Source organism: Pedobacter heparinus DSM 2366, from assembly GCF_000023825.1.
Lineage (GTDB): Bacteria > Bacteroidota > Bacteroidia > Sphingobacteriales > Sphingobacteriaceae > Pedobacter > Pedobacter heparinus.
In genome coordinates this window covers 78,077-103,629 of record NC_013061.1, presented here as the reverse complement: position 1 = coordinate 103,629, position 25,553 = coordinate 78,077, and the positions used below count along the sequence as shown (strand labels likewise).

Annotated in this window: 18 protein-coding genes and 1 tRNA gene; 7 read left to right on the top strand and 12 right to left on the bottom strand. The window is 42.9% G+C overall.

The annotated features are described in order from the left end of the window. Positions 1-5: 5 nt before the first annotated feature. Positions 6-500: a GNAT family N-acetyltransferase gene (locus PHEP_RS00460; protein ID WP_012780270.1), complete on the bottom strand. Its 495-nt coding sequence runs from the start codon at positions 498-500 to the stop codon at positions 6-8. Then, positions 497-1,060 (bottom strand): hypothetical protein, encoded by a 564-nt coding sequence (locus PHEP_RS00455; protein WP_012780269.1) that lies wholly within the window; start codon positions 1,058-1,060, stop codon positions 497-499. The genes PHEP_RS00460 and PHEP_RS00455 overlap by 4 nt, the downstream gene beginning before the upstream one ends. 116 nt (positions 1,061-1,176) lie before the next feature. Here PHEP_RS00455 and PHEP_RS00450 point away from each other — a divergent pair, with 116 nt between their 5' ends. Both PHEP_RS00450 and PHEP_RS00445 read left to right on the top strand, forming a co-directional pair. After that, positions 1,177-1,950, top strand: a complete 774-nt coding sequence (locus PHEP_RS00450) for an HAD-IIA family hydrolase (protein ID WP_012780268.1) — start codon at positions 1,177-1,179, stop codon at positions 1,948-1,950. A gap of 5 nt (positions 1,951-1,955) precedes the next feature. Continuing rightward, positions 1,956-2,708 (top strand): carboxylesterase family protein, encoded by a 753-nt coding sequence (locus tag PHEP_RS00445; RefSeq protein WP_238326524.1) that lies wholly within the window; start codon positions 1,956-1,958, stop codon positions 2,706-2,708. Between the two features lie 29 nt (positions 2,709-2,737). On the opposite strand, the gene PHEP_RS00440 is transcribed toward PHEP_RS00445, so the two are convergent. Then, a complete protein-coding gene (locus PHEP_RS00440; protein ID WP_012780266.1) occupies positions 2,738-3,784 on the bottom strand; it encodes a helix-turn-helix transcriptional regulator in 1,047 nt (348 codons plus the stop codon). 103 nt (positions 3,785-3,887) lie between these two features. On the opposite strand from PHEP_RS00440, the gene PHEP_RS00435 reads away from it, so the two are divergent. Together PHEP_RS00435 and PHEP_RS00430 are read left to right on the top strand one after the other, a co-directional pair. After that, positions 3,888-5,342 carry an RtcB family protein gene (locus PHEP_RS00435; protein ID WP_012780265.1) on the top strand — a complete coding sequence of 485 codons (1,455 nt, stop codon included), beginning with the start codon at positions 3,888-3,890 and terminating at the stop codon, positions 5,340-5,342. A 102-nt stretch (positions 5,343-5,444) separates the two neighbouring features. Beyond that, complete coding sequence (locus tag PHEP_RS00430; protein ID WP_012780264.1) at positions 5,445-7,025, top strand: TROVE domain-containing protein; 1,581 nt, start codon at positions 5,445-5,447, stop codon at positions 7,023-7,025. A gap of 805 nt (positions 7,026-7,830) precedes the next feature. On the opposite strand, the gene PHEP_RS00425 is transcribed toward PHEP_RS00430, so the two are convergent. From PHEP_RS00425 to metG, 3 genes are all read right to left on the bottom strand, one after another. Beyond that, positions 7,831-7,902: transfer RNA gene (locus PHEP_RS00425), tRNA-Arg, on the bottom strand. A 106-nt stretch (positions 7,903-8,008) separates the two neighbouring features. Then, positions 8,009-9,853 (bottom strand): glycoside hydrolase family 2 protein, encoded by a 1,845-nt coding sequence (locus PHEP_RS00420; protein ID WP_012780263.1) that lies wholly within the window; start codon positions 9,851-9,853, stop codon positions 8,009-8,011. 51 nt (positions 9,854-9,904) lie between these two features. Further along, positions 9,905-12,013, bottom strand: coding sequence for a methionine--tRNA ligase (gene metG / locus PHEP_RS00415; RefSeq protein WP_012780262.1), 2,109 nt, complete (start codon positions 12,011-12,013; stop codon positions 9,905-9,907). Positions 12,014-12,054: 41 nt separating this feature from the next. Between metG and PHEP_RS00410 the strand changes: the two genes are divergently transcribed. After that, entirely contained in the window at positions 12,055-12,954 is a 900-nt protein-coding gene (locus PHEP_RS00410; RefSeq protein WP_012780261.1) for a S66 peptidase family protein, read from the top strand. An 87-nt stretch (positions 12,955-13,041) separates the two neighbouring features. On the opposite strand, the gene PHEP_RS00405 is transcribed toward PHEP_RS00410, so the two are convergent. The 3 genes from PHEP_RS00405 to PHEP_RS00395 form a co-directional block, all read right to left on the bottom strand. Continuing rightward, positions 13,042-14,496: a SusD/RagB family nutrient-binding outer membrane lipoprotein gene (locus tag PHEP_RS00405; RefSeq protein ID WP_012780260.1), complete on the bottom strand. Its 1,455-nt coding sequence runs from the start codon at positions 14,494-14,496 to the stop codon at positions 13,042-13,044. Positions 14,497-14,517: 21 nt separating this feature from the next. Next, complete coding sequence (locus PHEP_RS00400) at positions 14,518-17,640, bottom strand: SusC/RagA family TonB-linked outer membrane protein (protein WP_012780259.1); 3,123 nt, start codon at positions 17,638-17,640, stop codon at positions 14,518-14,520. A 471-nt stretch (positions 17,641-18,111) separates the two neighbouring features. After that, positions 18,112-20,601 carry a M14 metallopeptidase family protein gene (locus PHEP_RS00395; protein ID WP_036675033.1) on the bottom strand — a complete coding sequence of 830 codons (2,490 nt, stop codon included), beginning with the start codon at positions 20,599-20,601 and terminating at the stop codon, positions 18,112-18,114. Positions 20,602-20,719: 118 nt separating this feature from the next. Here PHEP_RS00395 and PHEP_RS00390 point away from each other — a divergent pair, with 118 nt between their 5' ends. Next, on the top strand, positions 20,720-22,021 hold the full coding sequence (locus tag PHEP_RS00390) for a UDP-N-acetylmuramoyl-tripeptide--D-alanyl-D-alanine ligase (protein ID WP_012780257.1): 1,302 nt from the start codon (positions 20,720-20,722) through the stop codon (positions 22,019-22,021). Here PHEP_RS00390 and PHEP_RS00385 read toward each other — a convergent pair. Genes PHEP_RS00385 through PHEP_RS00375 form a run of 3 tightly spaced genes read right to left on the bottom strand, consistent with a single transcriptional unit; the run spans position 22,018 to position 25,027 of the window. Beyond that, positions 22,018-22,488, bottom strand: coding sequence for a gliding motility lipoprotein GldH (locus PHEP_RS00385; protein ID WP_012780256.1), 471 nt, complete (start codon positions 22,486-22,488; stop codon positions 22,018-22,020). The two genes, PHEP_RS00390 and PHEP_RS00385, sit on opposite strands and share 4 nt — an antisense overlap. Further along, positions 22,485-23,876 carry a PSP1 domain-containing protein gene (locus PHEP_RS00380; RefSeq protein ID WP_012780255.1) on the bottom strand — a complete coding sequence of 464 codons (1,392 nt, stop codon included), beginning with the start codon at positions 23,874-23,876 and terminating at the stop codon, positions 22,485-22,487. The genes PHEP_RS00385 and PHEP_RS00380 overlap by 4 nt, the downstream gene beginning before the upstream one ends. Positions 23,877-23,878: 2 nt before the next feature. Further along, on the bottom strand, positions 23,879-25,027 hold the full coding sequence (locus PHEP_RS00375; protein ID WP_012780254.1) for a DNA polymerase III subunit: 1,149 nt from the start codon (positions 25,025-25,027) through the stop codon (positions 23,879-23,881). A 105-nt stretch (positions 25,028-25,132) separates the two neighbouring features. Between PHEP_RS00375 and ruvX the strand changes: the two genes are divergently transcribed. Next, on the top strand, positions 25,133-25,549 hold the full coding sequence (ruvX, locus tag PHEP_RS00370) for a Holliday junction resolvase RuvX (protein ID WP_012780253.1): 417 nt from the start codon (positions 25,133-25,135) through the stop codon (positions 25,547-25,549). Positions 25,550-25,553 lie beyond the last annotated feature (4 nt).

Here is a 25,553-nt window from a genome sequence, read left to right as displayed (position 1 = left end):
TTTTTTTAAAGTCGCTTTTCCATTACATAATCATTCATCAGAAAGCCATTGCCAATATCCAGATCAACCGTTTCTTTAATCTTGAAGCCCGCCGTTTCGTAAAACCGGACAGCCTTGTTGTTTCTGTTCACATTTAGCTGAAGGTATTTCCCTCCCGCTTTCTTTATCACATTCACCACTTCGTTGATCAGCAGTTTCCCTACGCCCATACCATGCATTTGGGGGAGTATGTACAGCTTGTGCAGTTTATACACCTGGTTCTTTGAATCAATTACCGAAAACCCCGCAAAGCCCAGGTCTTTATCATCTTCTTCAGCAATTAAAAAGATATGACCCTGTTGAAACTGTGACAGGAGCTCTCCTTTATTGTACATTTTATCGAGCATATAACTGATCTGCTCCTTACTGATCATATCGCCATAAGCTTCAGGCCAGGTCTTATTGGCTATGTTTTGAATAGATGGAATATCCTGTTCCTTTGCCTTTCTTAAAATGATCATAACACCTCACTGATAAATAAATAATCTGTATTGAAATTGAATTCTACAAAACCATCGCTGATAACCACAAAATCACCGTTTTCCTGCTGCATCAGGTTACTGGTTTCAAAGTAAGACACCACTTCTATCCTGAAAACACTGCCTTTTGGCTTCCATACTTTAAAGCCTTTTTTAATGGCATAAGCCTTTTCTGTTGCAGTAAACACCACAATATTGATCTCGGCAATGTAACTGCCCAGTTCCCTTAAATTACTTTCGGTATCGATTACATTTACCGCCGGATATTTTTCGGCAATCAGATAGTCGAGCACCGCATCCAAAGCTTCTGTTCTTGCTCTGATCAGTTTAGTATTTTCCTGCACAGCAGGTGTCTCCAACAGGCTTACTACGGCGTCAACCTTTAAGCCCATGCTCAGCACCTTTTCATAAACCGGCTCATTAACAATCAATGTAGGGCTCCATTCCAGCAGCTGCCCCAGGTATTCTTCATTAAAAGTACCCGGATTATGGATATACAGTGCCGGTTCCTGCTTTTCCCTTATGATATGGTGTGATGACATAAGGCAAATATATAAAAACAAAGCTGCGTGGAAATTCAGAAGATTAAATTATTGACAAGAATCTTAACATCAAGATTAAATGGATATATGCATATTTGTAACCATAATTGAACAATATGAAACACGGACTTTTAATTGATATGGATGGCGTTATTTACAGTGGGGAAACACTGATAGAAGGCGCAGATAAATTTATAGCGGGACTGCTTAAAAACGACATTCCTTTTACTTTCATGACCAACAACAGTCAGCGTACCCGCCTTGATGTGGTACGCAAGCTGAAGCTGCTGGGAATTGAGGTAACAGAAAACCATGTGTACACCAGCGCCATGGCAACGGGCAAGTTTCTGGGCGACCAGGCTGCCAATGGCACCGCTTATGTATTGGGGGAAGGTGGTCTGATTACCAGCTTACACGAAAATGGCATCAACCTGGTGAATACCGACCCTGAGTTTGTAGTATTGGGAGAAGGCCGGAATTTTACCCTGGAAATGGTACAGCGGGCAGTAGACATGATCCTGGCCGGGGCCAAGTTCATTACTACCAATCAGGACCCTTCACCTAAAAAACCAGGATGGAGCAATTTAGGCATTGCTGCCACTACGGCCATGATAGAAGAGGCAACTGGCCGAAAAGCCTTTGTAATTGGAAAACCAAGCCCGGTAATGATGCGCTCGGCCAGAAAATATCTGGGCCTGGAGACTGCCGAAACCACTGTTATAGGTGATACGATGGAAACAGACATCCAGGGTGGGGTACAGATGGGTTATAAGACCATTCTCGTTTTATCGGGTATAGCCAAAAAGGAACGTTTAAGTCATTATGCCTTTAAACCAGACTTAATTGTAAGCTCTGTTGACCAGATCGAATTTCCGTTAAAATGGTGGTAGATAAATTGAAATTGGTTATTGCCTTCATCCTGGCTTGCCAGTCTGTAAAAGCACAACAAATTTCAACATATACAAAGGATGTGTATGTAACATCGAAGGACAGCTTACCTTATAGGCTTTTATATCCGTTAAACTATAATAAGAACAAGAAATATCCAATTGTTGTTTTCTTGCATGGATCTGGGCAACGTGGAAATAATAACGAGGCCCAGTTAACCGGAGTGCCAAAACGTTTAACAGATTCTGCAGGAAGGGTGAAATATGCCTGCTTTATTCTTGCACCCCAGTGTAGTAAAAAAGATGTATGGGTTAAGTTTCCGAACTTTCCGGCAAGCTTAGAAACTACTAAGCTTGCTACACCTGCTACTAAGTCGGTACTGGCAAAACTCGATCTACTGATCAAAAACCTTCCAATTGACCCTAAGCGTGTGTATGTAACGGGCTACTCTATGGGTGGCGAAGGGGCCTTTGATTTTTTAGCCCGTCGCCCTGGTTTATTTGCCGCAGCCATTCCTATATGTTCTGTGTCAGACACGGCTAAGGCCAGGTTGATTTATAAAATACCGATATGGGCTTTTCATGGCGATCAGGATGATGTAAACGATGTGAAATATTCCAGATTGATGATTACAGCTCTTGAAAACCGTAAAGGAACGCCGAAGTACACGGAATATCAGGGCGTTAAACACAACAGCTGGCTTAAAGCTTATGAGGAGCCTGGTTTGTTTGACTGGCTTTTCTCTCAAAGAAGGCGATAAAGCACACGTTGACTAAAAAGCTTTACTAATTAATTTTCCGGATTAGTTGTACGATCTGCTGGGGTATGATAACGCTCAATCGCTTTTTGCAATTGCTGTTTCATTTGCTTTACCAAAATCCTTGGCCCCAGCACTTTCATTTTGGAGCCGAAGCCCAACAGTTCCCGCTCAAGTTCAAAATTCAGAATTACCCTTATACTGAATATTTTACCCGTTTCGTCTTCAGTCAACAAGGTTTGCGTATGGTGCAGGGGCTTAGTAACGACATAGGGTGCATTTTCCTTGTCTATCCAAAAAACAACATCGCAAGCACGTTGTTCTGGAGATTTGGTTACCCCGATACAATTGTCATAATAAGTAGCCAGATCCAGTGTGATATTTTCCTGATAAGGCTCCTCGTGATCCGTTATGGATTGGATCCTGTCCAGCGCCAAATTATACAGGTTCCTTCCGGCCTGCCTGTGTTGTACGCCTAATACAAACCAGCGGTTGCGGTATTCTTTCAGCAGATAGCCGCTAAAACAAAAGCTACTCTCCTGCCGGGCTTTAAACGAGCGATAAGTGATGCAAATTGTTTTTTTAGCCACAATGGCCTTGCGGATTACTTCAATGTATTCCAGTCCTTTTAAGTTATCATTTCTTTCAAAATCGATGACCGGACTACTATGGGTTTTCTGCGTATAGATCTTGTCTTCCAGTTTGCTCACCATTTCATTGAGATCGGCAAAATGGTTAAAGCCCTTAAACTGCTTTAACAAACCGGATACCTCGCTCAGCACCTGCATATCCTGCTGGTTTAGCGGGCTATTGGTAATGCTGTAATTTTTATCGCTATAGGTATAATACTTCTTTTCAACTACAACAATCGGCGCTTCATAACCCAGCTTATTACTGCGCATCATTTCCATATCGGCCTGTACTGTCCTCCGGCTTACCCCTGTGTCAATTCCCTGGTATTCATAAATAGCATCGCTACATGCCTCAATTAAGTCGTCGAGCGTCCATTTCTTATAGCGGTTTTGCAGGCATTGGTCTATGGTGCGGTAGCGGATGAGGGCGTTTCTGTTGACAGGCATTGAATTTGAAATTATTTTCAATGAATTTATGAATTAATTTTAACTACGCAAATACACTGCGCAGATGCTATATTTCTTTGTACCAATAAATAATAAAACAGTCATGGAAAAAGAGAAAATCGGCAACAACGAATTAAAGGCTTTAGGTATCAACGATGTAGAAATCCTGGTAAACTTCAGTCGTGTGGCCAACGGTCTATTGAAACATAACGTGATGGACAAATCTGAAATCCTTGCCACTTTAGAAGCACTGATCAATGACCCGATGCCTTATGCCTTAAAGAAAGGCGGCAAGTTTAAAAATTTGGCCGAGGAAGTGATCGCCATGCGTAAGGAGGGTAAATTCGTAAAACAAGAACGCAGCAACTTTAAGTTGAAAGAAGAAATAGCCGAGTTTCCGGTATGGGGATTAGAACACATCGAGGTGGGTGCGCTGGCTCAAATGCGGACGGCTGTACAATTGCCGATTTCTGTTGCAGGTGCCTTGATGCCTGATGCTCATCAGGGTTATGGTTTGCCAATCGGCGGTGTGCTGGCAACTACCGCGAATACCATTATTCCGTTTGCCGTTGGCGTAGATATAGCTTGTAGAATGTGTCTGAGCATCTTTGATCTGCCTGCTGAAGCAATTGATACAGAGACTGACAAACTAAAAAACATATTGGTTGACAATACCTATTTCGGGATGGGATGTACCACCAAATCCTATTTTGATAGCTCATTGTTTGACAGCAAAACTTGGAATGAGACCAAGGTGATCCGTACGCTAAAAGATAAAGCTTATGCGCAGTTGGGAACTAGCGGTACAGGGAACCACTTTGTAGAATGGGGCGAATTGACCCTTGCGGGAGGCGCTTTAGAAGGCGTTCCTGCAGGCAGGTACTTAGCATTGTTATCGCACTCCGGCTCCCGTGGATTTGGCGGCTCAGTGGCAGACCACTATAGCAAAATCGCCATGACCAAAACAAAGCTGCCTGCTGAGGCGAAACATTTAGCCTGGTTAGATCTGGACAAAGATGAAGGACAAGAGTACTGGATCGCTATGAATCTTGCCGGTGAATATGCAAGTGCAAATCACCACGAAATCCACAATAAGATCGCCCGTGCTCTGGGGGTCAATCCAGTTAAAAGGATTGAAAATCACCATAATTTTGCCTGGAAGGAACAACTGGCTGATGGTACTGAAGTAATGGTACACCGTAAGGGGGCAACACCAGCAGGTGAAGGTATTTTAGGGATTATTCCCGGAAGTATGAGTACACCAGGTTTTCTGGTGCGAGGAAAAGGTAATGCAACAAGCATTAACTCGGCCAGCCACGGTGCGGGCCGTTTAATGAGCAGAAGCGCCGCTTTTAAAACATTGGATAAAAATTTGATTGCGGCCAATCTGGTGGAAAAACGAATTACACTGATGGGTAGTGATATGGATGAGGCACCAATGGCTTATAAAGATATCCATGCGGTAATGGCTGCACAAAATGACCTGGTAGAGGTCCTTGCGAAGTTTGAGCCAAGGATTGTAAGAATGGCGGACGCAAGAGAAAAACCAGAAGATTAAAAAATAATTTAAAATAATTTTTACTGCGCAGATACACTGCGCAATGGCTTTCAATCTTTGTATTAACAAAAGAAAGTCACACTAAATAAAAGGAGGTTCAAAATGAAATTCAACCTGTTGAGCAAAACAAAAAATCAGACGGCAAACCACGAAGGTGCTAAAGCGTTTGTAATGATGCCGGAAATGGAATTGTATTCTACTGTAGTTACCTGGAGCTTAAACGATTCCTTTTATGAAAAGTTTGAAATGCGGATAGAACGTCTTCGTGTGCTGATCGCTCAATGCGAACCGCTGTTTGTAGGTAAACTCGCTATATATGCACGGACTAAAATGTACATGCGTTCTGTGCCATTGGTATTAGTTACCGAATTGGCAAAGCTGCACTCGGGCGATAATCTGGTCGCCCGGGTTACAGACGGGGTAATCGGTCGTGCCGATGAGATCACCGAGCTTTTGGCTTGCTATGAATTGCTGAACGAGCGTAAAGGCACTAAAAGGCTGAACCGCTTGTCGAAACAATTGCAAAAAGGCTTGTCGACCGCGTTCAATCGCTTCGATGAGTATCAGTTTGGTAAATATAACCGTGATGGGGCCATCAAACTCCGTGATGCTTTGTTTTTGGTTCACCCTAAGGCAAAGGATGAGTTACAGCAATTGCTCTTCAACAAAATCGTGACAGGTGATCTGCAAACGCCTTATACTTGGGAGACCGAGTTGTCGGCATTGGGCCAAATGAATTTTGACAGTGAGGAGGCCAAAGCCATGGCGTTCCGCACCAAATGGGAGGAGCTGATCGACAGCGGAAAACTGGGTTATATGGCCTTGCTGAGAAACCTGCATAATATTCAGAAGGCAGGCATAAGTTATGAACACTTTGAAAAAGTATGTGCGCGATTAAGCGATGCTGCAGAAGTAGCAAGAGCAAAACAGTTCCCATTCCGCTACCTGGCAGCCTATCGCGAACTGATTGATCCGTCTGCAACGGGTCCGGTACAAGGTCTTGTTAAAAAATTAGCAGCCTTGGTTCAGGGTAGCAATAAAGGATATACTGGAGATCTGTTGGACGCTTTGGAAAAAGCGGTTCAGGCAAGCGCGGCAAATATCAAAGGTTTTGATCATGAAACAAGTGCGCTCATTGCCTGCGACGTTTCAGGGTCCATGCAGACACCTGTGTCAGCAAAGTCTAAGCTCTTGCTCTACGATGTGGGATTAATGTTGGCCATGCTCTTGCATTCGCGTTGTAAAAACGTCGAGGTTGGTATGTTTGGTGATACCTGGAAAACGATCACCGTACCACGCAGCAATATATTGGGCAATGTACAGGAGTTTTATCGTCGGGAGGGGGAAGTGGGTTATGCAACCAATGGTTACCTGGTGATTAAAGACATTCTTTCCCGCAGGGTCAGGATGGATAAAGTGATGTTGTTTACTGATGGTCAGTTGTGGGACTCATCTGCATCAGGCAGTCAGATACAAGCCTTGTGGTTGCGCTACAAGGCAGAAGTATCACCAGCCGCAAAGCTCTACCTGTTTGACTTGCAGGGTTACGGACAGGCACCATTGCAAGTATTGCGCAATGACGTTTACCTGATCGCAGGATGGAGTGATAAAGTTTTTGAAGTGTTGGCCGCTTTGGAGAATGGTGAGTCCGCATTGGATGCGATCAATAAAATAGAATTATAAATTAAGTATGGGGAGGCTAACACCCCATACTTTTAAAAGAAATTAATATAAGGATGCCGTAGAAACGGGTTACTTCGTACCATTGGAGGGGGTGGGCAGTGTTACACATGTAATGCTGTGGGTTCGAGTCCCAAAAGCGGTCCCCCATCCCGAATCGCTTGTTGCTCCTTATAAAATATAAAAGAAAGTGCCGTAGATGAGTGTTACTTCGACTCTTAACGACCAGGTCGCCGGTTCGATTCCGGCCATTGGCCTAGCCAGTGTAGCTCAGTTTGGTTAGAGCATGAAAACCGCAAGGTGTATTTCACTTGTTGCTTTTTGCCTTTCTTTTAAAAGAAATAAAAGCATTAAGGTGCCGTAAATATGCGCTACTTCGTGTCACCGGTTCGAACCCGGTCGTTGGCAAAAGCTGATGTAGCTCAGCTGGTAGAGCAGTAAAATCGCATATTGGACTTTATCGCCCTTAATAAATAAAGAAGATGCCGTAGATGAGTGTTACTTCGCCCGTCACGCTAAACCAAACACTGATTAATCGTTGCTCTTCTTTTAACCCATTGCTTATTAAACCTAAAAGGTGCCGTAAACTGGTGATACTTCGGTTAGAACACCCCGACAAAATCGGGAAGGTCGTTTGGTTAAAATCCAACCTGTAATCATTTACAAGTAGTTCAGATTTTACATTCACAAGTTGCTTTTTGCCCTTTTTTTAAATATTGAAAGATGTCGCGGAGAATTGAATGAGGCAGCAGGGCTAATATATCAGATTAACAGAAAGGTGCGATAAATTCGCACCTTTCTTGTGAAGTGGTCTCGACGGGAATCGAACCCATATCTAAAGTTTAGGAAACTTCTATTCTATCCGTTGAACTACGAAACCAATTGTTACCTTAAAAAGTAACGGTCGCAAATATAACAATAAAACCCTTTGTTTAAATAGCAGGAAAGAAAAAAACCTCTTAATCCGCTGTTTAATCTTTAAGTGATTACCATTTAACAAGCGATGGATCGTATAACTGGCGATGCAGCTGATACATTCCATCCAAAGGCATTTTTAACACTTTTCTATCATACGTAAACAGGCCATTGGTTTCTATTTCCACATCCGTTGTCTGGGTATAAACCGCAGCAGATAAGCCCGAACGGATCAATTTAGGAATAGCGCTGATAAACTTGGTATACTGTGCAAACAGATCCTCCTTGTTTTTATAACTCTGGTATCCCCAATTGCCCTTGTCCAGCCAGGTATGCCCCTCAATCGGCAGCCCCAATCCACCAAATTCACCCAACACCAAAGCTTGCCGGGCACCAAAAATTGCAGGATCAGGCATCGCAGGTGCCGGATAAATGTGGAGGTCGAGCACCTGTCCTGCGCCCATAAAATAATTTCCGCCACTCGCTGCATTTACCAGGCGCGATGGATCATATTTCATCGTCCAGTCTACAATTTCTTTGGTTTTAAATTGGCCCCATGCTTCGTTAAAAGGAACCCAGGAAACAATGCTCGGATAATTATAGCACTGATCCATAATGGCTTTCCACTCCTTTCTGAAAATATTTTCCGATTCCGGGCTACGGTCCTTATCCAGCTTGCCGCCGGTGATAAAACCAGGTTTCGCATCCCATACATTTCCTCCGGTATCGCCGCTTGGCATATCCTGCCATACCAGCATGCCCATTTTATCGCAATGGTAATACCATCTGGCCGGCTCTACTTTAACATGCTTCCGGATCATATTAAATCCCAAAGCCTTCGTTTTTTCGATATCAAATTTTAATGCTTCATCTGTTGGGGCCGTGTATAAACCATCCGGCCACCAGCCCTGATCTAAAGGCCCGTATTGAAATACAAACTGATTGTTCAGCGTCATCCTTTGTATGCCGGCGGCATCCTTAGCCATAGCAGATTTACGCATTCCAAAATAGGACGCAACCTCATCAATCGTTTTCCCTTTTCTCTTAACCGCTACTTTCAGATCATATAGAAATGGCGATTCCGGTGACCATAACCTGGGATCAGGAATGTTCAGTATCAATTCTCTTTGCGGATCACCGGCCTGTAAAGCAACCCGCTTGGCACCCTCCCAGGCAGTAACTTCCAGCTGATCGCCCGATTGTAAATCAGCAACTTCTACCCGAACAGCCAATTGTTTTTTATCAATATCAGGCGTTTGTTTGGTAGCTACAATATAAGTTTGAGGTACATTTTCCAGCCATACGGTTTGCCATATCCCTGTAACAGGTGTATACCAAATACCTTTGGGTTGTTTAACCTGTTTGCCCCGTGGCTGTGGTCCATCATCTGTAGGATCCCAGACCTGTACGGAAATATTCTGTTTAACACCCTTTCTGACCAGCGAAGTAAGGTCGAAGGAAAAGGCATCATAGCCCCCGGCATGCTCGCCTGCAAGCTTTCCGTTTACATACACCCTACAAGACCAATCTACAGCTCCAAAATGAAGCAATAATTTCCCTCCCATCATTTTTGCTGGCAGGTCTATGCTGCGGTTATACCACAATACATTGTTTTCACCAACCATTTTACCCACACCACTCAGTGAAGATTCTACCGCATAAGGAACCAGGATCTGCCCTGCATAGCTTACCGGTATTTTATCACTGCCTTTAGGTAAAATGGCATATTGCCATAACCCGTTAAGGTTTATCCAGCTTTTACGGACCAGTTGTGGTCTCGGATATTCAGGTAAAGGGTTGGATGGGTTTACTTTAGCTGCCCAGTCTGTTGAAATTTTTCCAGGAACAGGTTTCCATTGCGCATGCGCAAAATGAACCATAAGCAGTAGCAGCAAACTAAGGTTTAGTCTTGTCATAGCATCAGGTTTATATTGGTTTAGTTTTATCTTAACTTTTGTGTGATCCGTTTACCTGATCACACTACCGTTATTATGCTTAACTACCGGCGCCACAAACGCCAGCTTCCCCTCTGCATCTTCCGACATCAGGATCATTCCCTGTGAAACAATCCCCTTGATCTCTCTCGGTGCCAGATTGACCACAAGGCTAACCTGTTGCCCAATCACATCTTCTGGCTTATAAAATTCGGCTATACCAGAAACCACTGTACGCTGGTCTATTCCAGTATCCAGTGTTAGTTTTAGCAACTTTTTGGTTTTTTCTACCTTCTCTGCCGCAATTATCGTGGCAACTCTGATATCAACGGCTGTAAACTGTTCAAACTGAATGTTTTCTTTTGCCGGTGCTGTAACCGCAGCAGCAGCAGTATTGTCCGCTTTGCTCCTGTTCAGTTTATCTATCTGGGCCTGTACGGCCTCATCTTCAATTTTTTCAAACAGCAATACCGGCTCATTCAGCTGATGGCCCCTATGCAGTAAATTTACGTTACCTGCCGATTCCCAGGTATGCCCACCATAGTTCAGCATTTTCATCAGCTTATCCGCTGTAAACGGCAGGAACGGCTCAATCAGTATTTCTAAATTGGCAGCGATCTGTAAACTGATGTTCAAAATCGTACGCACCCTGTCCTCATCCGTTTTAATCACTTTCCAAGGCTCTGTGTCTGCCAGGTATTTATTGCCCAAGCGTGCAACATTCATTACCTCACCCAACGCTTCCCTGAAACGGTAATTCTCTATCGATGCGCTGATTTTTGCCGGGGCTGCAGCCAGCTCATCCATTACCTGCTGGTCTTCCGGTGTAATGTGCATACACATTGGCACCTTACCCTTAAAGTACTTGTGCGTCAGTACCACCACCCGGTTTACAAAATTGCCCAATATGGCAACCAGTTCATTGTTGTTCCTGGCCTGAAAATCTTTCCAGGTAAAATCGTTATCTTTTGTTTCAGGAGCCGTGGCCGTTAATACGTAGCGCAATACATCCTGTTTATCCTTAAACTCTTCCAGATATTCATTTAACCATACGGCCCAGTTTTTAGAAGTAGATATTTTCTGCCCTTCCAGGTTTAAAAATTCATTGGCCGGTACATTATCTGCTAAAATGTAATCGCCATGCGCCATTAACATTGCCGGAAATATGATGCAATGAAAAACGATATTGTCTTTTCCTATAAAGTGCACCAGTTTGGCTTCTTCATCTTTCCAGTAATCTTCCCAGCTGCCTTTTTCTACCTCACTCTGGTTGATATAATATTCTTCGGCCTTTGGGTTCCACACATCCAGACGGGCATATTCAAAGAGTTCCTTTGTTGCTGAAATGTAGCCAATAGGGGCGTCAAACCAAACATAAAGTACTTTCCCTTCCGCATCCTTTAATGGCACCTTTACGCCCCAGTCCAGATCACGGGTCATCGCCCTGGGCTGTAAACCTGCGTTTAACCAGGATTGGCATTGCCCAAATACATTTGGCTTCCATTCTTTATGTCCGTCAATATATTTTCTTAACTGCTCTTCATATTTATCCAATGGCAAAAACCAGTTCCTGGTTTCCTTTCTTACAGGTGGCTCACCTGATAATGTCGACTTCGGATTGATCAGATCAGTTGCATTTAACGTACTGCCGCAGTTTTCGCACTGATCGCCATAAGCATTTTCATTGCCACATTTCGGGCAGGTACCGGTAATGTAGCGATCGGCCAGAAACGTCTGTGCCTTTTCATCATAATACTGTTCGGTAACCTCTTCAGTAAAAACCCCTTTGTTATAAAGGGTCTCAAAAAAGTCGGATGCAGTCTGGTGGTGCATCAGTGATGATGTGCGGTGATAAATATCAAAAGAAACACCAAATTCTTTAAAAGAATCACCAATGATCTTATGGTATTTATCTACAATAACCTGGGGGGTTACCCCTTCTTTTTTGGCCTTGAGGGTAATGGGTACCCCATTTTCGTCAGAGCCGCAAATAAACTTTACATCCCTTTTATTAGAGCGCAGGTACCTCACATAGGTATCTGCAGGTAAATAAACACCTGCCAAATGCCCGATATGTACCGGTCCATTGGTATAAGGAAGCGCGGCGGTTACCGTATATCTTTTTATTTTACTGTTATCCAAAACTATTTTTATTATTTTGGCAAAGATAAGTGTTTTACGTAATGATTAAGCAGCCCCCGTATTTAAAAAAAGGTGACAAAATTGCAATTGTTTGTCCGGCCAAGCAATTACCCAGGAGTATAGAAAGTGCGATTGCCCTTCTTGAACAATGGGGATTAACCGTGATCAGGGGAAAAACAGTAAGTGCAGTGCACCACCAGTTTGCTGGCGACGATGCTTTAAGGGCTGCTGACCTGCAAGGCTTTTTAGACGATCCGGAAATTAAGGCCGTTATTGCCGGAAGAGGGGGCTATGGCACCATCAGGATCATTGATGACCTTGACTTCAGCACATTTAAACGCTATCCCAAATGGATTGTTGGCTTTAGCGACATCACCGTTTTGCTCTCCCATCTGTTTGCGGAAGTAAAAACACAAAGCATTCATGGCCAAATGCCCTATACATTTGATGAAGCAAGCCTGGCATCGCTCGAATCTTTAAAAGCCGCTTTATTTGGGGGCGCAGTCAGTTATCATCATACCAGCACATTCGAAAACCGCAGTGGCCATGCCGAGGGCCTTTTAATTGGCGGCAATTTAACTTTGCTGGTTGCCGTACAAGGTTCGGAATCGGAAATGGACTATAACGATAAAATCCTGTTTCTGGAAGATGTTGGTGAACATGAATATTCCATAGATAGAATGATGCGTATGTTGAAGCGCAGTGGCAAACTGGCCAAATTAAAAGGCCTTATTGTTGGTGCTTTTAATGAAATTACGCCGGAATCGATTCCCTTTGGTGCCAGTCCCGAGCAGGTCATATGGGATATTGTAAAAGAATACAACTATCCGGTTTGTTTTAATTTTCCTACCGGACATATTGACGACAACCGGGCAATGGTATTGGGGAAACAGGTTAAGTTAGGAGTAGAGGGCCAGGAAGTAACACTGTCTTTTAAATAGTAATTAAACATAATCATATAAAAAATGGGCTGCCTCTTTATTGAGTACAGCCCATTCGTTTTTTAGTATTAGACCTTTATTAAAACCTTATAGATCAAACCAAACTTTATCCGTATACTTTGGTTGTGGGTTCGGGATGTTAGGATTTGCGCGGATCTCATCATCAGACAAAGGAAGTCTTCTGAAAAGAGGTCCAGCTGTTGCGCCAAAAGGCACGGTCAGCAATGGCACTTCACTTCCGTCCGGTCCAGATCTTCTCCATTGTAAAAATGCCTCCAATGGCCTGTCCATCATATCAATCCATTGTTCCATATGAATTTCTTTTACCGGATCTGCAGCGGTGGTTAAATCAACCAAGCCACCTCCAGGTGTCATATAGGCAGAAACCTTAGCTGGATCGGCTTCGTAAAAAGTAAACGCAGCTTGAAGTGCGTTCTTATATAAAGTATTCGCAGTAGTCAAATTTTTTGGAACACCAATTCCCCTGGCATAAACTTCTGCCTGCAAAAACAGCATTTCCTGAAAAGAGAATATAAGCGAAGGTGCAGTTTTCCTGTACAAATAAGTACTGATCAAAGAAGTGTGCTCATCCGCATCCACATTGGCTGGAACACCAATATAGTTAGTTTCCCCTGCTGGCCTATCAAAATATTTTGGCAATCTTGGATCATTTTTTCGAACCATCCAGTCTGTAACAGTCTTATTTGCATAAGTAAAAGGATTCTGACCGCCAAATAACCTGAATTTAGGATTCTCATTGTTTGTATTTCCTGAATACAAAACCCTAAAATTATCAGCAGGTGAAGCAATCATAGTTGCCGGCGCCTGAACAAGTGCACCAATGGCTGCAGCTTTACTAGGATCTTTATCGACCATTGTCATCAAAATTTTAAATTTGATGGAATTGGCGAGTTTTTTCCAGTTTGCCATTACACCACCATAAAAAATGTCATAATCAGCTATCTTGGTTGTGTTTGCCACATCAATTTGCGCGTTAGCTTCATCAAGCAGTTTCAATAAAGATTCCAAGACATCCTTCTGGGCATCATATTTAGGATAAGGAAACTGATTTATATCAAAAGCCTGTGAATAGGGAACATCACCAAATAAAGTCGTTCCCTCAAACAATAGCTGGGCCAGTATAATTTTACATTGTGCAGCCCCATTGTTATTTACAGGTTTAGCAGACTCGGCAGCTTTAATAGCTTGTTTCAAGTTAAAACCGGCTGTACTGTAATATACTTTCCAGCCATTACCGATGATATTGGTACTGATGTTGTATAAATTGGACGAACCCCAGTTTTCAGAGAAGTCACCACCAGAGGATAATGTTTGCCCAAGAAATCCAAGTGCAATGTAATTATCACCACTATTTTTACTTACATCCCAGGCCGTTACAGCATAGCCAAACAGCAATTTAGCTTCTACCTTTTCGGCAGACAATGGGTTTTTATTTATATCCAGATACTTTTTGCACGACATCCCTGCAATTGCGACAAGCAACAACAAAGAACTGGCAAAAATTTTATTTCTAATTTTCATAACATTCGTGTTTTTAATTTTTTACAAGGTCAACCTTAAATTCATACCAAACGATCTGGTTGTAGGAATACTGTTGAATTCAACACCTTCCCCAACACTACCTGCACCAAAAAAGTTAAGCTCAGGATCAACATGAGGCACATGGCTTTTAATTAACCATAAGTTTCTCCCTTCAACACCCAGCTGAATACCTCTGATAAATCCTGATTTAAATACTTTGGATGGAATGACATAAGATAAACTTACTTCCCTTAGCTTAACAAAACCGGCATCAAAAACATTACCTTCTGTATTGGTTGTACTCGATTCCCAGACCCAATAATCCTGAGCGGTCATTGGAGTAGTGTTCGGCTTGTACTGTCCGGGACTTACCAGGTTAACACCAGGAACTACAATAGGAGCCCTGTCGCCACCGGTTTCTTTTGCTAAACCACCACCACGTAAATTGGCCACAGTTCCAGAATAAAACACACCGCCTTTACGAATATCGATCAATGCACTAAGGTTAAACCCTTTATAATTAAAACTGTTATTGATACCCAAAGTCCAGTCGGCATAAATATTACCCAAACGCTGGTTTGTTTTAGCAATCTTTTGGCCATTATCTTCATCAATTATAAAATTACCATTGTCATCTCTTAACCATTTAGAGCCATATAAGCCAAAAGGCTCACCAACTTCGGCTTTAATTGACAATCCACTATAACCGCTGGCAAGACTGTATTGTATCAATCCAGGCGCCAGTTCATCAACAGTCTGTTTGTTCTTTCCAAAATTGAAATCAATATTCCAGTCAAAATCCTTAGTTTTTACCGGAACCAGATTTAAAGCCACCTCAATACCCTTATTTCTGATTGCACCCGCATTAACATATTTGGCAAAATATCCTGTTGCAATAGGTACATCGATTGGGATCAGCTGATCTTTTGTTAAGTTATTGTAAAAAGCAAAGTCAATACCAATGCGGTTATGTAAAAATTTCAACTCTGTACCCAGCTCATAAGAATTTTGTTTCTGTGGTTTTAGCTCTGGATTTGGTAATATTTTAGGCGCAGTAAACGCTGTCGAAATTGGTCCGGCAGGAAAAACTACTGCGGTAGAAGAAACATACTGTAAGAATACTGTTGAAATCGGGTCATACTGATAATCCAGTTTATATGCCTCCAAATCACTACCTACTGACGCCCAGCTGGCCCTGATTTTTCCATAGCTTAACCAATCCATATTTTTATCTTTCAACAATTCAGAGAAAATAAATGCTCCGCTCACTGATGGGTAAAAGTATGATCTGTTTGCGATAGGAAGTGTAGATGTCCAGTCATTTCTACCCGTTACATCCAGGTATAAGTAATCTTTATAGTTCACACTTAAGGCGCTATACAAACCCAGCAATCTTCTTTGTGTATAAATTGAAGTCGGGTTTTTACTGGAAGCATTGGTATAGTTGTATAACTGATCAACGGTTAAACCAACAGCCTCAATATTGGTGCTTTGATTTAAACGCTGGTTAATGTTACCACCCACAATCAGTTTAAATTTAAAATCTTTTACCAGGTTATTCTGTTCTAAAGTGGCAATTAAATCGTCGTTAATCTGTTTACTCAGCAGGTCAAAATTGGTAAATTTACCTTGCAGAAAACCTGCAGTACCTTTTCTCACCAAGAGCTGGCGTTTTTCTGTATATATATCAGCACCAAAGTTGTTGCTGATGGTAATCCAGTCTAAAGGTTTATAAGTAAGGTTATAAGTTCCGGTAAAACGATCTACAGAGTTGCTGTTCCTGTTATACTCCATCACCCAGTAAGGGTTATTACCATTACGGTTAGGACTTAAAAAGATCTGGGTACCTGCTTCTTTATCCTCAAAATTATTTTTCAGCAAATTGATATCAATAGTTCTGGGCAGGCCATAAATAGTAGAAACAATTGCGTTGGTATTATTTGAACTTTGTGCAGGTCTTCCATCAGCTTTAAGATTGGTATATGAACCGGTAAACCTTGATGAAAGTTTCGGACTAAATTCTTTTCCTGCATTTAAAGAAAGTGTATACCTGTCTAATGTGGATTGAGGAATGATTCCTTTTTCATTTGCACTTGAAAAACTAACCCTGTAGTCAGAATTGTCTCCGGCACCAGCAAACGAAATATTGTTCATGATTGCTGTACCTGTATTAAAAAAGTCTTTCACATTATCAGGATAGGCCTGCAATGTCACCTGATTTCCTAAAAAGTTAGGGAATGTCTGATTTTGAACATCTGAAATTCTAGGTCCCCATCCGTTTGTTGCAGTTAACTGGTACACTCCTTTATTTCCCTGAGCATATTCATTCTGAAGTTCAGGCAACACCAATGGGTTTTCAAAGCGAAACGAAGAATTGATATCAATAGAGCTTGGAGCTCCTTTTTTTCCACGTTTAGTAGTAATGATGATCGCACCATCTCTTGCTCTGGCTCCGTACAATGCTGTTGCTGCAGCACCTTTTAACACAGTCATCGATTCAATGTCATCAGAGCTTAAATCACCAATACGGTTACCAAAATCGACGTTGGTTGCCGTTGTTCCACCAACAGCATTAGATTCTGTAACAGTTAAACCATCAATAACGTACAATGGATAACCGCCATCTAAAGAGTTTACACCCCTGATTACTACTTTTGAAGCTCCGCCAAGCGTTCCAGATTGGGCATTTACACGTACACCTGCTGCTTTACCAGCTAAAGAGTTCAAAACATTTGTTTCTCTTGCCTTGGTCAGGTCTTCAGACTTAAGTGTGGTTGCACTATATCCCAACGATTTTTTCTCCCTGGAAATACCCAAAGCTGTAACTACCACCTCGCCCAGTTGCTGCGCATCAGTAGCTAAAGCTGCATTTACCACATTACCAGAGCCGACAGCAATGGTTTGTGTTAAATAACCAATTGAAGAGAATTCGATTGAAGCTGCACCCGAAGAAATTTTGAGGGCGTACTTACCATTTGCATCTGTTGAAGTACCATTCTGTGTACCAACAATTTTTACGGAAACTCCAGGAACCGGCAATCCGTCGTCCTTTCCTGTAACCGTACCAGTAATTGTCCGATCTTGTGCCATAGCTGCTCCTGCAACGAACACAAAAATGAACAAACTTTGTAGAAGTTTTTTCATTAGATAAAAAATTTAGGTTAGTTAATAATGATCAAATATACCAAACTTGATATGCAAGCATAACATATTCAGTAAGTTCAACCTATATATGACACTTCAGTGACACATCAATTAAACAACAAATAACTGAAAAAAGTTTTAATTCGGAATATTATTTTACAAAAAACTGCTATAACAAAACAAAAAACCAAACAGAAAGCCAAACAGTTTGAATTTCAAAATTTTAACTTTTTTTAACACTTCCTAACATCCGCACAACAATAAAGTAAAATTCAGCCCGTTCTCTTATGCTTGCTGATCTACCAGGATATATTTCCAACCGGATTCTTCACAAAGAAAGTCATTCTTCACACCTGGTTCACCTATCCTTCACACCAAACCCACAAACAGGTACCTTTTTGTGAAGAAAGTGTGTAGAATGTGTGAACTATGTGAGGACTTGCTATTAGGAATACCTAAATCATTAAAGTTTTAATTCACTAAAAAAATAGAATTGGCAAACATCTGTTTCCCATTTTCCCAGAAAGAGCGGAAAAGGATATTCGCCCCGATGTAGATAATACAGCCTTTCCCTTCAGGCTGTACACCAAAAAGCATTCCTGCGCCCAGTTTTTTCAGCACGCCTTCACCGGCAATACCGGCCATATAACTCCCAGGTTTCAAAATACCGGTACTCCAGCCCTTTTTCAGAAATTCATACAGCTTGTCATCAGTCTTTAACGTATAATAGTAGTTTCCCAGTCCGGCTGATATGGGATGGCTATGGTCAAGTTCTACTTTAAAAATTGCCCCCGGAATGGCATTGGATAAATTGGCTTGTTTCCTGCTCAAATATTTTGGGATAGAATTAACCGGCAGTTCATCCTTAAAATATTCTTTCTTCTGGATGTCAAACGGTTTTTTACCCGCAGCACTCAATATGGCATCCTCAAAAAGGATCAGTTTGCCGCCAATCTTTATCCATTCCTGCAGCTTTTCTCCAATACTGTCCCCATACGCCCCATCCGGAAAAATCAGGGTATTCACTTTATTGATATCCAGGTTGCCAATATCATCCAAGCCAATCGTGGTTAAAGGGAAATCCAGTTCCTGTTCAAAAAAATGCCAGATCTCGCCCATACTTTGGGCCGAACTCTCTGCTCCGGCAACTATGGCTACTTTAGGCACATTTAAGGCCCTGTAAACAGAAGAACCCAGATCTTTTCCCTTGTCCACAAAGCCCCCCGCTACAGGATAAAAAGCTACTTTAGCTATTTTTTCGACCGCGGCAATTTTTGCTGAAACGTCTTTAACCAAACGTTCATTTTCGGAGCGGTAAACCAATAAGGTCCCAGGATCATAGGTCCGGCCACTTACCTTAAAGCTTTCCTCGGCTACCCTTACCTTAACCCCTGTTTTTTGCAGGGCAATCAATGCTTTGGCATCATCCAGCGAATTCCAGGGCAATATCCAGGCATAGGGTCGCTGCAGCAGGGCAACGACAGCCTGTTCCGTTTCCATAAACGGATACCTGCCCTTAATGGATTCTTTTAAGGCGTAAGCATTTAAACCGTAGGCATAAGGCAGGGCCCAGGCTGTAATGTCGTAAGTATTGGAGTCGTTTACCGTTGTCTGCGGTTCAAACAGCACATTGGCCAGCACGGCACGGGGTTGCTGCAGGTTTACGACCAGGTCATTCCGCTCCATTTTAAAGGGCTCAACCTTACCTGTTTCATAGTTGTAACCACTTACAGTTCCCTCTGCCCCGAAAGCAAATTCGACCTGGTTTTTCTTTAAAAGCGCAGCCATCCGCTTTAAACGACCAGTATTGCTCCCTTTTACGATGTATGTTTTAAAAATTCCGGGCGGGACAAGCATCCCCTTTTCAAAGTATTTTCTAAACTCTTCCTGCAGGCGGTCTGCATTTTGGGCCACGGTTTCCAGCGTTGCCATTCCTGCGGTATAATGGTGGTCTATCCGGTCTTTCAAGGTCAATGTATCCCCATCAATGGTAGTTACAGCCAGGCCAGCCCCTATTCCACCCTGCTCATAAGTCATTCCCACAGCCCCATTGTACAAGGGATAAGTATCCCCATAAGAGGGGTACAGCAGGTCAAACTGTTCCTTGGTAAAATACGACCAGCCTTTCTGGTCAAAATACTTTGCATTGTTTTTGCCTACCGTTACCTGAAACTCCTTTTGCCAGGCTGTAATATCCTGGTGTATCGGCTCTGCTGCAGGTGCAAAATAATAAGGCTCATTGTAGTTCTGCTCATGAAAATCTACGTGTACCTGTGGCATCCATTCCTGGTATAACACCAGGCGCTGCTGCGTTTCTACCTGGGTTTGCCAGGCCCAATCGCGGTTCAGGTCAAAATAATAATGGTTGCTACGCCCCCCGGGCCAGGGTTCTACATGCTCCCTTGCCATCGGATCGGGGTTCGGTTTAAGACCGCTTACACTGTTAAAATAATTTACATAGCGCTCCCTGCCATCAGGATTCAGACAGGGGTCAATAATCACCACTGTACGTTTTAGCCATTCCTGTATGTTACCTGTCCTGGCCTCGGCCAAGGTATATAAAGTTTTTAAGGCCGTTTCTGTCGGACTGGCCTCATTGCCATGAACATTATAGCTCAGCCACAGGATAGCCGGTTGTTTAAACTGTTTCCCCGTTATCTTTTGCCCACGGCTCAAAATCAGGTTGTTTTTTCTGATCTGCTCCAGGTTGTCCAGGTTTTCTTTGGAAGATACAATGGCCAGCAGCAATTCCCTTCGCTCATATGTTTTCCCATAATTTACAATCCGCACATTTTTACCTGCTTTGCCCAGGTACCTGAAATAGTCCAGCACTTTATCATGAGCCGTAAATTTACTGCCCAAAGCATAACCGAGAAACTCATCAGGTGATTTCACCTGTGCCTCCGCAGTAAAAACGCCCATCCATAACAACAAAAAGGGGTACAGAAAGTATTTTATCATCTGGATTCGTTATTACTATTCTTGATGGCCGGCTATACTTGTTTAATATACCAAAATAATAAAGATTATTCTTTGTTTAGGGTTCATTAGAATAAATTTGTTGCTTTAACTTTAACGTATGACAAGCATAGGCTCCCTATATCAGCATTACCTCAACCACAGCACTGTATGTACTGATACAAGGAATATTGTACCTGGTTGTCTTTTTTTTGCCCTTAAAGGCGAAAAATTTGATGCCAACACCTTTGCAGAAGAGGCCCTGAAGCTTGGTGCAGCATACAGCATCATCGATAATGAAGCTTATCAAACCAATGAGCGTTGCCTGCTGGTTAGCGATGTACTGACCGCCCTGCAGGACCTGGCCAGGCATCACCGTTCGCAACTCCATATCCCCGTGGTTGGCCTTACAGGTAGTAATGGCAAAACCACCACGAAGGAACTGATCAATGCCGTGCTTTCCCGCAAATACAAAACCTTTGCCACCAGGGGCAATCTGAATAACCATATCGGGGTTCCGCTTTCTATCCTGTCCCTTGGACCCGAAATAGAAATGGCTGTGATAGAAATGGGTGCCAATCATCAAAAGGAGATTGAATTTCTTTGTGGCATAGCCCAGCCTACACATGGCCTGATCACCAATATTGGCATGGCCCATTTGGACGGATTTGGCGGCTTTGAAGGGGTAAAAAAGGGGAAAGCAGAACTGTTTGCTTACCTGAAGCAGCATTCGGGTTTTGCGTTCATCAACCGCAACAACCCTTATTTATTAGAGATGAGCGAAAAAGCGCAATTGAGCAAAGTTGTTTATTATGGTACTGAAAGCAGCAATACGGTAGCTGGAAAGCTCTTAAAAACAGATCCCTTTATTGAACTTTCCTGGCAAAGCAAGGCCGGCGAATTCTACATCGCCTTAAACTTAACCGGTGCTTATAACTTTGAAAATATCCTTGCTGCCGTATGTATCGGCCAGTTTTTTGAAGTAAGCCCGGTAGAGATCAATGCCGGCCTGTCGGGCTATTTCCCCAACAACAACCGCTCACAGTTAACCAAAACCGCCAGTAACACCGTGATCTGCGATTTTTACAATGCCAATCCAAGCAGTATGGCTGCAGCCTTAACCAATATTGAATTGTTAAAGGGCAGCAACAAAACGGTGATTATCGGAGATATGTTTGAATTGGGGGAAGAATCGGCCAAACAGCACCTGAACATTATTGAACAGGCAGAAAAGCTAGATATTGCTACGCTTATTTTTATTGGAAAACACTTTTACCATGCGAAACAAAACCACAAGGGCCATTTTTTTGCCACCCCGGCAGAGGCAGCTGCATTTTTGAAAACAAACCCGCTAAAAAATGCCCTGATCTTACTTAAAGGGTCGCGTGGAATGGCATTGGAGCAACTGATGCCCTTGCTTTAATTAATTAAAGAGACCTTTATTCCTGCATCACTGATCTCTTTCAGGGGATTGTCCCTCATATTCTGCTCCAGTTCCAGCTCGTAGCGACCTGGCGCCGGAAACTTAAAACGTGTAAGCAAAGGGAAAGTATAGGTATATAAATTGCCCGATCCTGATCCGTTCCATTGCCCGTCGGCCTGGGCCAGTTTAAACTCATAACGCCGGCTCCGTTTCTTTTTTGGCGTTTTTACATTTAGCAGGATAAAAATGTTGGAATATCTGTAATCTGCCGTATGGCGCAGTTTAAAATAGATGTTATATAATTTATTGCTATCGGTAATGTCAACCATCACCTTCACCTTATCGGCATAACTCCAGTTACGTGCCGGCATGGTCTGGTTGCTGTCCGCTATATTATTGAGGTCGCAGCCACTAAAAAGCAGCCCTAAAACAGCAAAAAACAGAAGTAGAATTATCCATCTATTCATTTCGTAGGCTTATCGGTTGGCTTTTTCCTGCGGTTATTCCGGTTCCTGTTGTTTCTGTTGCCCGAGGGTTGGCCGCCGTTAGCTTGTCCTGTACCTGGCTGCGCCCCTGCATTTCCACCAGGCTGTCCGGCATTCACATTTTCCTTTTTATTGCCTTCAGGCCTGTTTTTTGTTTGTTGAGCAGGTTTTGGCTGTTTATCCGGTCTCGCAGTCTTATCATTCCGCTCTGCATTGTTTTTATTGCGGTTCTGGTTATTCCGGTTGTTTTTATTGCCCTTGTTCCTGGGCTTATCATCCAGGCGGGTTAAACTGTCCTGGCCCACAACATTTTCGTAATCAGGAATTTTATCCAATACAGCGGTGGTTACCAGCTCAACCGCTTCCTCTTTAAGGTTAACCGGTTTCTGGCCTTTTTTGTTCATGGCCATGATTTCTTTTACACGGTCTACTTTTAATGGGATCCAGTCTTCCGTATTCGGATAGCTGAACCACATGAGTTTCTTAAAGATATCTGTTTTCTGATGTCTGGCTACCCCAATCTCGGTCTGCAGGCTATCCACACGATCAGGGATATCCTTCAGTGCATCCAGGTAAGTATCCAGCTCATAGTTTAAGCAGCACTTGAGCTTACCGCACTGGCCTGCCAGCTTCAGCGTATTTAAAGACAGGTTCTGGTACCTTGCCGCAGCGGTAGACACGGTTTTGAAATTCGTTAGCCAGGTAGAGCAGCACAGCTCCCTGCCGCAGGATCCGATACCGCCCAAACGGCCCGCTTCCTGGCGCATGCCAATCTGCCGCATTTCTATCCTGATGCGGAAAGCTTCGGCCATTTTCTTGATCAGCTCCCTGAAATCTACACGCCCTTCAGCTGTATAAAAGAACGTAGCCTTGGTTTTGTCGCCCTGATAATCCACATCACTTATTTTCATAGATAAACGGAGGTCCAAGGCCAGTGTCCGGGCTTTATGCATGGTTTCCCACTCCATAGATTTGGCCACTTTCCATTTTTCCACATCCGCTTCTGTTGCCTTACGGTAAACCTTTCTGGTTACCTGGTCAGCATTGGTCTTTCTACGTTTCATCTGCATCCTGACCAGCTCTCCTGTTAAGGATACATGACCTATATCGTAGCCTCCTGTAGGGCCTTCAACTGCAACCAGCTCACCGATTTCCAGATAAATGTTGTCATGATTGACAAAGAATTCTTTTCTTGCGCCTTTAAATTTAACTTCAATGATCGGAAAAGGCTTATAATTTGAAGGCATATCCAAATTGGACAGCCAATCGTAAACTTCCATTTTTCCGCAGCCACCTGTAAGGCACGAGCCATTACTTTTGCAACCTGCGGGGGCGCATCCGCCACCTGTAGAACAACTTCCACATCCCATAATTAATTGTATATATATTGAGTCCCTTTCGGGAGCGTTTTAAACTTAATTATTTTTACCAATTGTAAAGATACATCTAAAAACAGAATTTTAGGATTTGCATTTCGTTCAATGTGATAATGCGCCTGCTCCAGTTCCGAGATAATGGCATCCGCCATATTCAGGTCGAGCACATGGGTAGCCAGCTTTTTCGCGGTTTCAAGTACCCTTGAAGGCAGTTTTACCAGGTCATCGGCCCCAGTCAGCAACAAGCTGCATTCCCTCAGAAAGCTGATGCCGTACTTTAAAAAATTCTTTTGGTTTTCTCTTCCCCAGCCAGCGGCCTGCTCAGTAAAAGCAGCCAGATCGAGCACCCGGTTGCCATAACCCATCCGCAGCCAGTCGGCAAACTTATCTGCATTGTCGTTATGGATATTCGCTACCAGCGATTTGGCCTCTATCAGGTTTCCATCGGCCAGGAAGCTATATTCTGTAGCCTGGTTTTCGGGTAAGCCATGTGCTTCCATTAAATAGTTTTCTACGGTAGCATGAGAAAGCTTTGGTATTTTCACAATCTGTGTGCGCGACAGCAAAGTAGAAAGGATTTGTTCCTGGTTATTGGCCACCAAAATGAACAGTGTGTTTTGCGGCGGTTCTTCAATAATTTTTAATAAGGCGTTCCCTTCTTTATCCAGGTATTCGGGCAGCCACATAATGAGCACCTTGGTATGGGCCTCAAATGCTTTATAGCTTAATTTTTTTATGATATCATGACATTCTGCAATGTTGATATTGGCCTGTTTGTTCTCGGCATTTAATTTAGATCGCCAGATGTCTATATCAAAATAAGCATCGGCCAGGAGCATGCTCCTCCACTCTTCCAGCACATCAACTGCTGTTTTTACATCTTTGGAAGCAAAAAAAGGATAGGAAAAATGCAGATCGGGATGAATATACCTTTCGTACTTACGGCAGGATGAACAAAGCCCGCAACTGTCGTTTTCCTGTTTGTCTAAACAATTGATGTACTGTGCATAGGCGATAGCAAGTGGCAAAGCCCCGCTGCCATCGCACGACAAAAACAACTGGGCATGACTGATCCTGTTCTCTGCAACTGTTTGTAACAATTGCTGCTTTACGTTTTCCTGACCGGTGATCTCTTTAAATTGCATTTGGTGCAAAATAGTAAAATTTTAAGACTTGGGTGGTACTGCCCCCAAAGTTGACAAGTACTGGCCGGCTAACCATTTGCTCCAGGTTTTATTATCTTTGCCAGCATGCCCAGAATCCTAGCTTTTGATTATGGTACCAAACGTATCGGGATAGCCGTTACAGACCCCCTGCAGATTATTGCAACAGGCCTGGACACCATACACCCTAAGGACATTGTGGAGTACCTGAAAAAATACCTGTTGGCAGAACAGGTAGAAGCCTTTGTTTTTGGCGACCCCAAACAAATGGACGGCACACCCTCCGAATCTGCCCAGCATGTAAAAGGCTTTGCCAAAACTTTGAAAAAAACTTTTCCGGATATTCCGCAATACTGGATAGATGAGCGTTTTACTTCAAAACTTGCCCATCAGGCCATTATGCAAAGCGGCCTGAAAAAACAGGACAGAAAAAATAAAGAACGTGTAGACACCATATCGGCAACTATAATTCTGCAATATTTTATGGAACAGCACCGTTTATAAGAAA